This window comes from Phytoamicus setariae (genome assembly GCF_016722925.1).
In the GTDB taxonomy this organism is placed as follows: Bacteria; Pseudomonadota; Alphaproteobacteria; order Rhizobiales; family Rhizobiaceae; genus Rhizobium_E; species Rhizobium_E setariae.
Genome location: NZ_JAEQNC010000005.1, coordinates 127,697 through 141,117, shown reverse-complemented (window position 1 = coordinate 141,117; position 13,421 = coordinate 127,697). Strand labels below are relative to the sequence as shown.

Genomic DNA, 13,421 nt, shown 5'->3' with positions numbered 1-13,421 from the left:
TTCGGATGGGAATGTCAGGCGGCCCCCAGGCCACATCGTCGGGTGGACGCGGTCGTCGCAGGGGCGGCGGCAAGAAAGCGCCCGTCAGCGAAATCAATGTGACGCCGCTTGTCGACGTCATGCTCGTTCTGCTGATCATCTTCATGGTGGCGGCACCGCTGATGACTGTCGGCGTACCGATCGACCTGCCGGAAACGCAGGCCAAGGAAATGAATTCCGACACCAAGCCAATCACCATTTCTGTCGACAAAGCGGGTCAGATCTTCTTCGGCGACGAAGCCGAGGTGGCGATTCCGATCGACGAGGTACTTCCGAAGCTGCAGGCGATCGCCACAACGGGCTACGAAGAGCGTATCTTCGTGCGCGGCGACGCGGTGGCCGATTATGGCACCGTGATGAAGGTCATGGCGCGCATTTCTTCTGCCGGATACAAGAACATAGGCCTTGTGACCCTGCAGGAAACGCCGAAGTAAGAGACTGAAATGAAGGGTAGCGTCATAACATCGGTAGCAATGCACGGGCTTCTGCTCGTGTGGCTGCTCGTGTCGTTCGGCTCGCCCGAGCCGTTCGTCGTCACGGCATCCGAAGCGCTGCCGGTGGAGCTCGTGCCGATCGAGGAGATGACCCAACTTCAGCAGGGCGACAAGGAAGCTCCGAAGAAGGAAGAAAGCGCCACCGAGGTCACCAAGCGCGAGGATAAGGTCGACAACGCCGTCAACAACGGCGACAACAATTTCGACCTGAAATCCGTGCCGACGCCGACGGAAAAGCCGGACAACATCCAGAAGGCGGCTGCGCCGGAGAAATCCGAGAAAGTGCTGCCCCAGCAGGACGTCAAGCCCGAGAACGTCGAAGAAATCATCAAGGAAGAGACCCAGGTCGAACCCGCGACCGAGCTTGCTGCCAAGGCCGAGCCAAAGGTGGAGGTAAAGCCGGAGCCGAAGCCCGAACCAGAAGTCAAGGAAGAAGCGCCGGTTGAGGAAGCCAAGGCTGAGCCTGTTCCCGACAACGTGCCGGTGCCGGTAACGCGTCCCAAGGTCACCGAAGTCAAGAAGCCGCCGGAGAAGACCGAAGAGAAGAAGAAGGAAGTCGAGGTCGCCGAGGCCAAGACCGCCAAGACGCAGGACCGCAAGAAGGACGAGAAGAACAAGAAGTCGGCGAAATCCACCACCCAGAAGGATTCCGATTTCAACTCCGACCAGATCTCCGAGCTGCTCAACAAGACCGATGTCGAGGCCGGCGGCGCCAAGCGCAACAAGAAGAACAAGGCTTTCGGGGCCGAGAAGGCCACTGGCGGCCAAAAGCTGTCGCAGGACGAAATGAGCGCGTTGCGTGGTTTGATCGAAAAGAACTGGTCGATCATGCCCGGACAGGTGAGCTCCAACGATATCGTCATAACCGTCAGGTTCGAGCTCGATGAGAACGGCGAACTTGTCGGGCGCCCGGAAGTGACCGGAACCGGCGGCGACGACGGCGCAAGGCAGGCACTCGAACGCGGCGCGGTGCGCGCGGTGATGAGGTCGGCGCCCTTCGACCAGTTGCCGAAGGACAAATACGACACATGGAAAGTTGTCACAGTCAATTTCCAACCCAGTGACATGATGTGACCGGATTCGAACGGTAGCGGGACAAACCTCGCGCGATGAACAAAGAACAAGTAGGCTGAAAGGCTGACGTAGGATGATGAAACACCCAATCTTCAAGGCTCTGCTGGTGATCGCCGGACTTTTTGCGGTCTGTGCTGTGCCGGCGAACGCCGAAGTGACCATTGATATCCGCAAGGGCAATGTCGAGCCGCTGCCGATCGCCATCACCGATCTGCAGTCTGGCGATACGCTCGGAGCACAGGTCTCGCAGGTGATCGAAGCGGATCTCAAGCGTTCCGGCTTCTTTGCGCCGATCAACAAGCAGGCCTTCATCCAGAAGATCACCAACCCGGATTCCGCACCGCGCTTCGAGGACTGGAAGACGATCAACGCGCAGGCGTTGCTCACCGGTCGCGTCACCAAGGAAGGCGATGGCCGCCTGCGTGCCGAATTCCGTCTTTGGGACGTCTATGGCGGTTCGCAGCTGATCGGCCAGCAGTTCTTTACCCGGCCGGAAAACTGGCGCCGCGTGGCCCATATCATCGCTGACCAGATCTATGAAAAGCTGACCGGCGAAAAAGGTTACTTCGACACCCGTGTCGTGTATGTTTCCGAGACAGGTCCGAAGACCCAGCGCATTCGCCAGCTGGCGATCATGGACCAGGATGGTGCAAACACGCGCATCCTGACGAAGTCAAAGGCGATCGTTCTGACGCCGCGTTTCTCGCCGAACCAGCAGGAAGTCACCTACATGTCGTTCGAGGGCGACCAGCCGCGCGTCTATCTGCTGCAGCTGGAAACCGGACAGCGCGAAGTCGTAGGCAACTTCCCGGGTATGACGTTCTCGCCGCGCTTTTCGCCAGACGGCCAGCGGGTCATCATGAGCCTGCAGGAAAAGGGCAATGCCAACATCTACACGATGGATCTGCGCTCGCGGACGACGACCCGGCTGACGTCGACGGCGGCGATCGATACTTCGCCCTCCTATGCGCCCGACGGCAACCGGATCGTGTTCGAAAGCGACCGCGGCGGCCGCCAGCAGCTCTATGTGATGAATGCTGACGGCTCTGGTCAGAACCGCGTTTCCTTCGGTGACGGCTCCTACTCGACGCCGGTCTGGTCGCCCAAGGGCGATCTGATCGCCTTTACCAAGCAGTCGGGCGGCAAGTTCTCGATCGGCGTCATGAAGCCGGACGGTTCGGGCGAGCGTATCCTCACCACGGGCTTCCACAACGAAGGCCCGACCTGGGCACCGAACGGGCGCGTCATCATGTTCTTCCGTCAGGGTGCCGGTGCCGGTGGGCCCGCGCTCTATTCAATCGACCTGAGCGGCTACAACGAACAGCGCATCGCCACGCCGGCTTTCGCTTCCGACCCGGCCTGGTCGCCGCTGCTTGAGTAGCAATCGCATGAGATCCAGGGGTTCCGTTTCATTAGAAAAGTGATACAGAACCCCGGATTTCCGATTTGTTAACCATGAATGTTGAAATCGGATTAACCCCATCGGGTTACAGTCTGGCAACCGTAAATCTTAAGACTCAGGAGCAGGCCATGAGCCACACTTCCACCTATAAGCCCGGCCGCATGGCACAGCTCGCACGCAATCCTTTTGTTATCGCGCTCATCGCCGGCGTTGCGCTGGCCAGCTGCGCCAAGAAGAACAAGCTCAACAGCGCCGACGATCTTGGCCTGAACTCCAACAGTTCGGCGACCCCGGGTTCGCCGCAGGATTTCACCGTCAATGTCGGCGACCGCATTTTCTTCGATACCGATTCCACCTCGATCCGCGCGGACGCACAGCAGACGCTCGCCAAGCAGGCTCAGTGGCTGAACCAGTATCCGAACTACCGCATCACAGTCGAAGGCCACGCCGACGAACGCGGTACACGCGAATACAACCTGGCGCTCGGCGCCCGCCGCGCAGAGTCGACCCGCGACTACCTCGTTTCGCAGGGTGTTGCTGGCAATCGCATGCGCACCATCTCCTACGGCAAGGAAAAGCCGGTCGCGGTTTGCGACGACATTTCCTGCTGGTCGCAGAACCGCCGCGCGGTCACCGCTCTCAACGGCGGCCCGAACGGCTGATAAGCTAACTTTCGTAGACGTTATCTCAAGCCGCCCGCAACACGCTGTTGCGGGCGGCTTTTCGTTTGAGCCTGCAGGACGAGGGGTAAAAGAAGCAGACGGCAGAGACTTGATTGGCGGCACGCTCTCAAGGTCATGGCGCGTTGCCAGCCGTCGAACTGTGCTAAGCTGACACGACGGTTGCCGACCGATGATTGCACTATTTCGACGCTAGAATATTGTGCCAGCCAGCGCACCCTGCCGGTGGCCTCGTGTGCTTTCGTGCAGGTCTCGGTGATTGCCCGAGACCTTACTGCCTCACCAACGATGGAGATAGGCTCATGACCACGATCAAGACCAAGGACGGTACCGAAATCTTCTACAAGGACTGGGGTCCAAAGGATGCCCGGGCGATCGTATTTCACCATGGCTGGCCGCTGAGCGCCGACGATTGGGACACGCAAATGCTGTTCTTTCTGTCGAAGGGCTATCGTGTGATTGCCCATGACCGCCGCGGCCATGGACGTTCAACGCAGACGGCGGCGGGCAATGAGATGGATACCTACGCCGCTGACGTAATCGAGCTTGCCGCCGCACTCGATCTCAAAAAAGCAATTCACGTCGGGCATTCGACAGGAGGTGGTGAGGTCGCGCACTATGTGGCCAGGGCTCAGGCCGGGCGCGTTGCAAAGGCCGTACTGATCGGCGCCGTTCCCCCGATCATGGTGAAATCGGACAAAAATCCAGGCGGGCTGCCGTTGGAAGTGTTCGACGGTTTCCGAGCCCAGGTTGCGGCCAACCGTGCTCAGTTCTACATCGACGTTCCGGCTGGGCCTTTCTACGGGTTCAATCGACCTGGCGTCCAGGTATCCCAGGGCATCATCGACAACTGGTGGCGTCAGGGGATGATGGGCGGCACCAAAGCGCAGTATGACTGCATCAAGGCCTTCTCCGAAACCGATTTTACGGAAGACCTGCTGAAGATCAATGTGCCGACGCTCGTCATGCACGGAGATGACGACCAGATCGTTCCGTTCGCGGACTCCGCACCGCTTTCAGCCAAGCTGCTGAAGAATGGGACGCTGAAGGTCTACAAGGGCTTACCCCATGGCATGGCCACTACGCACGCGGATATCATCAACGCCGATCTCCTTGCTTTTATCGAGAGCTGAGGCATGTGGCAGGCCCATTTCGGGCCTGCCTTTTCGACTTAAGCCCAGTCCCGGTTTTCGGGAGCCGAAGCCATAGGCGAGTATCCGGGCCCGGCTTGCTGCGAGAGTTGGTGCCAGCTTTTTGTTGCGTGGTGCCTGTTTTCCTTTTCGGGCTACGATAGCGCATCAAAGCATCTTACTTTAGCCTGACTCCGTTGCTTTTTTGTCCTGAAATTGAAAGAACTCCAGTTGTTGCGCTGCTTCGCGCGACGCGATTGGAACAACAGGATTGGAAAGATGAAAAAACAGGTCATGGCTGGCATGCTCGCGCTCGCGGCCACAGCTCTGTGGGTATCGCCGCCAAGTGCGATGCCGCTTGGCACAATGAAGGGGAAGGTCGATGCACGCAGCGATGCGCCCGTTATCCTCGCCCAGGCAGGCAATGCCGAAATGCGCGTGCAGCAGCTCGAGGAGCAGCTCAGGCAGCTCAACGGGCGGGTCGAGGAAATGAGCTTCCAGCTTCTGCAGATGCAGGAAACGATCCGCAAGGCGCAGGAAGACAACGAATTCCGCTTCCAGGATCTTGAAGGCGGCGCCAAGCCCAAGAAGAAGAGCTCCATCGAAACCGTGCCTGGTGATCAGAGCCAGGATACCGCAAATGCTTCCGGCGATACGACGCCGGAAGCAGGCCAGAACGATGCCGCGCAGCTCAACCTGCCGATGGACGATATCGGCGGCACCGATCCGAACACCGGCAAACCGGCGGGCGATCTCGGGTCGCTGAAGCTGGACGAAAACGGCAATGTGCTCGGCACCCAGTCCCTCGATGGCGTCGATGTCTCCAACTTGCCACCACCGGACACGTCAACCAGCGATCAGACGGCCTCGCTGAAGACCGGCGTGGACGCGCAATACCAGTCGGCCTACGAGCAGGTTCTTGCCGGCGATTACGCCTCGGCAGAGAGCGGTTTTGCGGATTTCATCAACGCCAACCCGCAAAGCAAGAAACTCGCGGATGCCAATTTCTGGTTGGGCGAAGCGCAGTATTCGCAGGGCAAATATAATGATTCCGCCAAGACCTTTCTGAATGCCTACAAAACCTATGGCAAGTCTGCCAAGGCCCCCGAAATGCTGCTGAAACTGGCCATGTCGCTTGCGGCGCTCGACAGCAAAGACACTGCCTGCGCCACGTTGCGTGAGGTTTCCAAGGCCTATCCCAAGGCATCGCGTGCTATCATCGGTAAGGTTGCCAGCGAACAGAAGCGGCTTGCGTGCTGATATGGTCGGGCACTTGTCCGGCGGTTCCGCTCCGCTTGAAGCGTCGAGCCTGAACGCGCCCGAAAGTGCGGCCCTCGAATTCCTTTTGAAACTGAAGCCTCCGTGCCGCGTGCTGATAGCCTATTCCGGTGGGGGCGATTCCACCGGCCTGTTGTTTTCGCTTGCCTCGCTGCTCCGGAGGCAACCGATGCCAGGCATTTCGCTGGCGGCGGCCACGGTCGACCACGGTTTGCGCAGCGGCTCGGCGGAGGAGGCGGAAAATGCCGGCCTGCTGTGCAGGCAGTTCGGTATCACCCATCACATTCTTACCTGGCGAGGCGACAAGCCCAAAACAGGAATTCAGGCCGCCGCCCGCGAAGCCCGCTATCGCCTGCTGGCGCAATGCGCCCGCGATATCGGCGCCGATCTGCTTGTCACCGCGCACAATCTGGAAGACCAGCTCGAAACACATGAGATGCGCAAGCTGCGCAATCCGGACGCTGCGGGCGGGATGTCCGAGGCGGTGCTGATAGATCGCTCCATCTGGGCGTGCCGGCCTTTTCTGGCTGTGCGCCGTGATGACATCCGGGACTATCTCGTGACCAACCATGTCCAGTGGGCGGAGGATCCCAGCAACGACAATGTGATGTTCGAGCGGGTGAGGGTACGCAAATCTTTGGCGCCGCAGGGCGCCTATCCCGATTTCGCTGGCCTTGCGGGTGATCGCAAGCGCCGGGCTGATCTCGCCGCAGCTTTTCTGGCTGCGCATGTCATCCTCCACGCGGGGCGCGTGGCAGAGGTTGATCTTTCCAGCTTTGACGTTCGAGAGCCCGGCGGGGTTCTGGCTCTTTTGCATCTCATCGCATTTCTCGGCGGCAGAACTCACACGGCCGGACGGGAGAATGCTGAACGCATGAGGCGCTTTGCCGGTCAGCGCGAAGAAACACGCCTGAGCATCGAGCGCGTGGTTCTGGAGCGTCGCAAGCAAAGGCTCTACATCACCCGCGAGCGACGTTCGCTGCCGGAACTGGTCATTGCGCCTAGCGATACGGTCGTTTGGGATAGTCGGTTCCGGGTCCGAAACGGCGGCGGCTCGCCGGTTTCTGTGTGGGCCGGCGCCGGAACTCAAGGGTGCTTACCCCTTTTGGGCGGCGATTTGCCTGCCGATCTGCCGGGTTCGGTCCGCCAGCGGGCGCTTCAAACCGAGCCCTGTGCGAGCGATCCGGCAAGTCTTCAGGTCGTTCCGATTATTGCGCAATTCGACCGGTTCGTTCCATCAGATCTATACGAGGTCGCTAATAGGCTTGCAATCCTCGGCGGATTGGCCCAGTTTCCGGAGATAGCGACAAGGTGAGCCGGTGCTTTTGCTGCTGCCGTGGCTTGGCAAGACGAGCAAGCATCCCTATGTTACACCTTGAAAATGCCGACATCGGGGGATAACCCGTCGGCAGACAAATCCGGTGAGGTCAATGAACCCGAATTTCAGAAACATCGCCCTATGGGCCATTATAGCCGTGTTGCTGGTCGCGCTGTTCAGCATGTTCCAGACGCAAGGCGATCGTGTAAATTCCAGCGAGATCCCCTATTCCGACTTTGTGAAGGCCGTGGATGGTGGCAGGGTGCGGCAGGTGGAGTTCACCGGCAATCGCGCGCGCGGAATTTACGCTGACACCAATGCGGTGTTCCAGACCTATGCCCCGCAGATCGACGATTCCCTGATGACCCGCCTGCAGGACAAGAATGTCACTGTTTCGGTTCGCCCGGAAACCGACGGCTCGTCGGGCATCTTCGGCTATCTGATCAACCTGCTGCCGATCCTGCTGATCATCGGCGTCTGGCTGTTCCTGATGCGCCAGATGCAGGGTGGTTCGCGCGGTGCGATGGGTTTTGGCAAATCCAAGGCCAAGCTGCTCACCGAGGCGCATGGGCGCGTCACCTTTGACGACGTTGCCGGCGTTGACGAAGCCAAGCAGGACCTCGAGGAAATCGTCGAATTCCTGCGCGACCCGCAGAAGTTCCAGCGCCTTGGCGGCCGCATTCCGCGCGGCGTGCTGCTGGTCGGCCCTCCGGGTACCGGTAAGACGCTTCTCGCCCGTTCGGTCGCCGGCGAAGCCAATGTGCCATTCTTCACCATTTCGGGTTCCGACTTCGTTGAAATGTTCGTCGGCGTTGGTGCCAGCCGCGTGCGCGACATGTTCGAGCAAGCCAAGAAGAATGCACCCTGCATCATCTTCATCGACGAAATCGATGCGGTCGGCCGTCATCGTGGCGCCGGTCTCGGTGGTGGCAATGACGAACGCGAACAGACGCTGAACCAGTTGCTGGTCGAGATGGACGGCTTTGAAGCCAACGAGGGCGTCATCCTGATCGCCGCGACCAACCGTCCCGACGTGCTGGACCCTGCGCTGCTGCGTCCGGGCCGTTTCGACCGCCAGGTCGTGGTGCCGAACCCGGACATCATCGGCCGTGAGAAGATCCTGAAAGTGCATGCGCGCAACGTGCCGCTGGCGCCGAATGTCGATCTCAAGATTCTGGCTCGCGGCACACCCGGCTTCTCCGGTGCCGATCTGATGAACCTCGTCAACGAATCCGCCCTGATGGCCGCCCGCCGCAACAAGCGCCTGGTCACCATGCAGGAATTCGAAGACGCCAAGGACAAGATCATGATGGGCGCGGAACGCCGCTCGTCCGCCATGACCGAAGCCGAGAAGAAGCTGACCGCCTATCATGAGGCTGGCCACGCCATCCTGGCACTGAACGTGCCGGCGGCGGACCCGCTGCACAAGGCGACCATCATTCCGCGCGGCCGTGCGCTGGGCATGGTGATGCAGCTGCCGGAAGGTGACCGCTATTCGATGAGCTACAAGTGGATGGTTTCGCGCCTTGCCATCATGATGGGTGGACGCGTTGCTGAAGAAATCACCTTCGGCAAGGAAAACATCACTTCGGGCGCATCGTCCGACATCGAGCAGGCAACCAAGCTTGCGCGCGCCATGGTGACCCAATGGGGCTTCTCCGACGTGCTCGGCCAGGTTTCCTATGGGGAGAACCAGCAGGAAGTTTTCCTCGGTCACTCGGTTTCCCAGACCAAGAACGTGTCGGAGGCGACTGCGCAGAAGATCGATACCGAAGTGCGCCGTCTGATCGACGAGGCTTACACGGAAGCACGTCGGATCATTACGGAGAAGCATCAGGAGTTCGTCACCCTGGCCGAAGGCCTGCTCGAATACGAGACGCTCTCGGGCGACGAGATCAAGGCGCTGATCCGTGGCGAAAAGCCGGCCCGGGATCTTGGCGACGACACGCCAGCCAATCGCGGTTCCTCGGTCCCGAAGACCGGCCACCGCAAGGATGGTCATACAGAAGCCGAGGGCGGTTTCGAGCCGCAACCGCAGTAAGCGGGTTTTCGGATACGAATGTTACAAACCCCCGGTCGATCGATCCGGGGGTTTTGTTTTTGCTGCCGTCCGTATGTCGCGGCCATTATAACGCTATGTGTTCGGGCTTTGATGAATTTGATGTGGCTTTTGCGGCCACATGTGGCATGAAATTCTGACATAATCGCCCCATACAGGCCCCTTGTAACGAAAACCGGATTGAGAAAATGAAAAGACGCTACTTCGGAACCGATGGCATTCGCGGCCAGTCGAACCGCTTTCCGATGACCCCGGACCTCGCCATGCGGGTCGGTATAGCGGCAGGGATGATTTTTCGCCGTGGTGGCCACCGGCATCGTGTCGTCATCGGCAAGGATACACGCCTTTCGGGCTATATGCTGGAAAACGCGCTGGTCGCCGGGTTTACAGCAGCTGGTGTCGATGCTTTCGTTCTTGGTCCGATTCCGACTCCCGCCGTCGCCATGCTGACGCGCTCTTTGCGCTGCGACATCGGCGTGATGATCTCGGCATCGCACAACCCCTATCAGGACAACGGCATCAAGCTCTTCGGACCCGATGGCTACAAGCTTTCCGACGCCATAGAAGCGCAGATCGAGGAACTGATCAGCAAGGATCTTGCTCCGCAACTCGCCGAACCTGATGAGATCGGTCGGGCCAAGCGCATCGACGGCGTCCATGACCGTTACATCGAATTTGCCAAGCGGACATTGCCGCGTGACGTCAGGCTGAATGGCCTGCGTGTGGCGATCGACTGTGCCAATGGCGCGGCCTACAAGGTTGCTCCTGCCGTCCTATGGGAGCTCGGCGCCGAAGTTGTCTCCGTCGGGGTAGAACCGAACGGCACCAACATCAACCTCAACTGCGGTTCCATGCATCCGGAAGCTCTGGTGAAAAAGGTGCATGAAGTGCGCGCCGACATCGGCATTGCGCTGGATGGCGACGCAGACCGGGTTATCATTGTGGACGAGAAGGGCAACGTCGTCGATGGCGACCAGTTGATGGCGCTGATCGGCGAGACCTGGGCCAACGACGGCTCGCTACGCGGTCAGGGCATCGTCGCGACGATCATGTCCAATCTGGGCCTCGAGCGTTTCATGACCGAACGCGGCATGACGCTGGCGCGCACCAAGGTTGGTGACCGCTACGTGGTGGAGCACATGCGCGAGCATGATTTTAACGTTGGCGGCGAACAATCCGGCCATATCGTGCTGTCGGATTTCGGCACCACCGGCGACGGCCTGGTGGCCGCGCTGCAGGTTCTGGTCGCCGTCCGCAGGCTCGGTCGTACCGTCAGCGAGGTCTGCCGTCGTTTCGAGCCGGTGCCGCAGTTGCTGAAGAACGTTCGGATCGAGGGTGGCAAGCCGCTCGAAGACAAGCGGGTCAAGCAGGCGATTGCCGACGCGGAAAGCGAACTGGCAAACCGCGGCCGCCTCGTCATCCGTCCATCCGGCACCGAGCCGCTGATCCGCGTGATGGCCGAAGGCGATGATCACGGTCAGCTTGAACGGATCGTCGACGGTCTGGTCGATGTTATTGGCAAGGCAAGAGCTGCAGCCTGACCTTTACTGACTATCTACTTGCTGTGTGGGCTCCTGGTCTGGTCAGGAGCCCTTTTTGCTTTGGAAACCTGCTCTTCTGGGGAGGTTGCGTAGAAGCTTATGGTAAAGATACGTGGTTAAACAGGTTTTAACCTTTCCCCTTCATTATCCATCCTGACCAAGAATTGTCCTCCCGGCGCGCGCCGGCCAAATTGTATGTGGAGTATGGATCATGAAGAGAATTTTGGCATTCGCATCTATTGCGCTGGCGCTTTCGGGGCAGGCATTCGCAGCAGATCTCTATCAGCCCGAGCCCGTTGCAGCGCCGCCTGCCGAACCAGTCGTAGTGGCCTCCAGCGGATGGTACCTGCGCGGCGACCTCTCCTATGACTTCATGGACATGCGCGGCGCCAACTACATGCGCGGAACGCCACAGGAAAAGGCCTGGTTCAAGAGCGCCGACCTTGACGACACCGGCAATATCGGCGTCGGCGTTGGTTATCAGGTCAACGACTATCTGCGCTTCGACAAGACACTCGACTACATGTTCAGCTCGGACTTTCGCGGCTCGACGACGGGCGGGTGCGGTACTGTAGCCGGCCCCTGCCGCTCGCGCGATTCTGCTTCCATGTCCGCTTACAGCCTGATGGCCAATGCGTATGTCGATCTAGCACACTACGGCGCCGTGACGCCCTATGTCGGCGTCGGCCTCGGTGCCACAAGGATTCAGTGGGACGATCTCAAGAACACCTCGTGCAGTTCATCCAATCCCAATGCCTGCGACCCGACTGTCACCCACAAGGGCAAGGATAGCTGGCGCTTCACCTACGGGCTGATGGCAGGTGCCGCGATCGACGTGACCTGCCAGCTGAAGGCGGATGTCGGTTATCGTTTCAGGCATGTCAACGACGGCCCGATGTTCGGCTCCCGCTACGGTGCAGGCAATGGTCGTGACGAGGGCTTCAATATTCACGAAGTGCGCACCGGCCTCCGCTACAGCCTCGACGATTCGGCTTGCCAGCAGGCATATATGCCGCCGGCCGAGCTGCCGAACCAGCCGCAGCCCGTCTTCAAGTAAGACATATCAAGACAGACGATTTCGAACCGCCCGGCAACGGGCGGTTTTTTGTTGCCATCAGCCTGTCAAGCCTTCGGAGTTGCTGCACGACGTTCGAGCGCGGTCTTGCGGATGATTTCCCCTATCTCGGGGCTGTTGTTGGACAGCATCTGAAAGTCGACAGCATACAGTGAGAGGAGCGAGACTTCGGTGGCGGCACTGACGGTCGCGGACCGGGGTTCGCCGCTGATCAGCGCGATCTCGCCGAAAAAGCTGCCAGGTCCAAGCTCCACCGGATTCGGCGTTGCGACGCTGACGAATCCCTCGACGATGAAGAACATTTGGTCGCCGACGTCGCCCTTGCGGCAAATCACGGTCCCAGCCGGCACGATACGCGGCCGCAGCGCCCGGACAATCTCGACAAGTGTTGACGAGCCGAGCTTTTGAAACAGCGGTACGGCGGCGACCAATTGCCAGTTGCGAACGAAATCCCGACGTCGGACTTCTTCGTAGAAGCCGGTGGCCAGGATGCCGGCCCAGAGTGCAAATATGCCGATGCCGCTCATCATGACCAGGCCCGCGAGCACGCGGCCGGCGAAGCTTTGCGGAATCTCGTCACCGTAACCGGTTGTCGACAATGTCACCACCGCCCACCACAACGTCTGGGGAATGCTGCCAAACTTGTCAGGCTGCACGTCGCGCTCGATCAGGTAGGCTGCCAGCGCCGCGCTAAACATGACGATGCCGAAGACCGAGGTGATCCCGGTCAGATTCCTCGCTTCATTGGACAGAACCCTGCCCATCAGTTGGAAGAAGGCCGAATTGCGCAGCGGCTTGAGCAGCCAGATGGTGCAGTAGAGGCTCTGGTCGCGTTTGCCGATGAAAAAGAAGGCTGCCAGCGGGACCAAGACAGCGAGCAAATCGATGGCGATTGCCGGCATCGCAATCCTCGCGGCTGTCGTCTGTTGCCTGATCAACGCCAGGATCAATTCCAGCAGGTAGGCGGCCCAGATGCATACGAGCAGGGCCTCCAAGGCTAGTCTCATTCGTACTGAAATGTCCGGCGTGGTGAGCGCGGCTACTGCAAACAACCCCATCGCAACGAAAAGCGCGTTGAGTGGCGCGGAAATCTTTTGCCAAAGCTGACGCGACATTCAACTCCCCCGACGGGCCCGCTCGTGCGCCTCCGCAAAGGGTCGGATCTTGGTCATCCAACCCCCGAATTCACAGGAGTATAGTCGTATTCCGGAGAATGAACATGTTCACGTGTTCAAGCAGTTACATACGAATGCGGCTAAGGTCGAAACACAATAAAAGCCCACCGATCCGCAGGAGGGGAAGGGGCCGTGCGGCGACATGCTGCATCGCCG

The 13,421-nt window shown here is 59.7% G+C and carries 11 protein-coding genes; 10 read left to right on the top strand and 1 reads right to left on the bottom strand.

The genetic code is table 11. The features are described 5' to 3' along the window. The first annotated feature begins 5 nt into the window (after positions 1–5). The 10 genes from tolR to JJB09_RS10460 all read left to right on the top strand — a co-directional run bounded on the left by tolR (position 6) and on the right by JJB09_RS10460 (position 12,072). Positions 6–473 (top strand): protein TolR, encoded by a 468-nt coding sequence (tolR, locus tag JJB09_RS10505; RefSeq protein ID WP_201657224.1) that lies wholly within the window; start codon positions 6–8, stop codon positions 471–473. A gap of 9 nt (positions 474–482) precedes the next feature. Continuing rightward, a complete protein-coding gene (gene tolA, locus JJB09_RS10500; RefSeq protein ID WP_201657221.1) occupies positions 483–1,607 on the top strand; it encodes a cell envelope integrity protein TolA in 1,125 nt (374 codons plus the stop codon). A gap of 73 nt (positions 1,608–1,680) precedes the next feature. Next, positions 1,681–2,988 carry a Tol-Pal system beta propeller repeat protein TolB gene (gene tolB, locus JJB09_RS10495; RefSeq protein ID WP_201657218.1) on the top strand — a complete coding sequence of 436 codons (1,308 nt, stop codon included), beginning with the start codon at positions 1,681–1,683 and terminating at the stop codon, positions 2,986–2,988. Positions 2,989–3,137: 149 nt separating this feature from the next. Then, positions 3,138–3,671, top strand: a complete 534-nt coding sequence (pal, locus tag JJB09_RS10490; protein ID WP_201657215.1) for a peptidoglycan-associated lipoprotein Pal — start codon at positions 3,138–3,140, stop codon at positions 3,669–3,671. A 320-nt stretch (positions 3,672–3,991) separates the two neighbouring features. Next, positions 3,992–4,822: an alpha/beta fold hydrolase gene (locus JJB09_RS10485; RefSeq protein WP_201657212.1), complete on the top strand. Its 831-nt coding sequence runs from the start codon at positions 3,992–3,994 to the stop codon at positions 4,820–4,822. Positions 4,823–5,098: 276 nt separating this feature from the next. Then, entirely contained in the window at positions 5,099–6,079 is a 981-nt protein-coding gene (gene ybgF / locus JJB09_RS10480; RefSeq protein WP_201657209.1) for a tol-pal system protein YbgF, read from the top strand. Continuing rightward, the gene (gene tilS / locus JJB09_RS10475; RefSeq protein ID WP_201657206.1) at positions 6,069–7,412 is read left to right on the top strand and encodes a tRNA lysidine(34) synthetase TilS; all 1,344 of its coding nucleotides are present in this window, start codon (positions 6,069–6,071) and stop codon (positions 7,410–7,412) included. Before ybgF ends, tilS begins: the two co-directional genes overlap by 11 nt. 115 nt (positions 7,413–7,527) lie before the next feature. Next, positions 7,528–9,456 carry an ATP-dependent zinc metalloprotease FtsH gene (ftsH, locus tag JJB09_RS10470; RefSeq protein WP_201657203.1) on the top strand — a complete coding sequence of 643 codons (1,929 nt, stop codon included), beginning with the start codon at positions 7,528–7,530 and terminating at the stop codon, positions 9,454–9,456. A 206-nt stretch (positions 9,457–9,662) separates the two neighbouring features. Beyond that, on the top strand, positions 9,663–11,015 hold the full coding sequence (glmM, locus tag JJB09_RS10465) for a phosphoglucosamine mutase (protein WP_201657201.1): 1,353 nt from the start codon (positions 9,663–9,665) through the stop codon (positions 11,013–11,015). A gap of 211 nt (positions 11,016–11,226) precedes the next feature. Then, positions 11,227–12,072: an outer membrane protein gene (locus JJB09_RS10460; protein WP_201657198.1), complete on the top strand. Its 846-nt coding sequence runs from the start codon at positions 11,227–11,229 to the stop codon at positions 12,070–12,072. A gap of 65 nt (positions 12,073–12,137) precedes the next feature. Here JJB09_RS10460 and JJB09_RS10455 read toward each other — a convergent pair whose 3' ends face one another. Next, a complete protein-coding gene (locus tag JJB09_RS10455; protein ID WP_201657195.1) occupies positions 12,138–13,205 on the bottom strand; it encodes a cyclic nucleotide-gated ion channel in 1,068 nt (355 codons plus the stop codon). Positions 13,206–13,421 lie beyond the last annotated feature (216 nt).

What these genes read in the sequence shown, in the direction of transcription:
- pal (WP_201657215.1), top strand. Translation starts at nt 3,138, where the DNA reads ATGAGCCACACTTCCACCTATAAGCCCGGCCGCATGGCACAGCTCGCA.
- tolR (WP_201657224.1), top strand. Translation starts at nt 6, where the DNA reads ATGGGAATGTCAGGCGGCCCCCAGGCCACATCGTCGGGTGGACGCGGT.
- JJB09_RS10455 (WP_201657195.1), bottom strand. Translation starts at nt 13,205, where the DNA reads ATGTCGCGTCAGCTTTGGCAAAAGATTTCCGCGCCACTCAACGCGCTT.
- ftsH (WP_201657203.1), top strand. Translation starts at nt 7,528, where the DNA reads ATGAACCCGAATTTCAGAAACATCGCCCTATGGGCCATTATAGCCGTG.
- JJB09_RS10460 (WP_201657198.1), top strand. Translation starts at nt 11,227, where the DNA reads ATGAAGAGAATTTTGGCATTCGCATCTATTGCGCTGGCGCTTTCGGGG.
- glmM (WP_201657201.1), top strand. Translation starts at nt 9,663, where the DNA reads ATGAAAAGACGCTACTTCGGAACCGATGGCATTCGCGGCCAGTCGAAC.
- tolA (WP_201657221.1), top strand. Translation starts at nt 483, where the DNA reads ATGAAGGGTAGCGTCATAACATCGGTAGCAATGCACGGGCTTCTGCTC.
- JJB09_RS10485 (WP_201657212.1), top strand. Translation starts at nt 3,992, where the DNA reads ATGACCACGATCAAGACCAAGGACGGTACCGAAATCTTCTACAAGGAC.
- ybgF (WP_201657209.1), top strand. Translation starts at nt 5,099, where the DNA reads ATGAAAAAACAGGTCATGGCTGGCATGCTCGCGCTCGCGGCCACAGCT.
- tolB (WP_201657218.1), top strand. Translation starts at nt 1,681, where the DNA reads ATGATGAAACACCCAATCTTCAAGGCTCTGCTGGTGATCGCCGGACTT.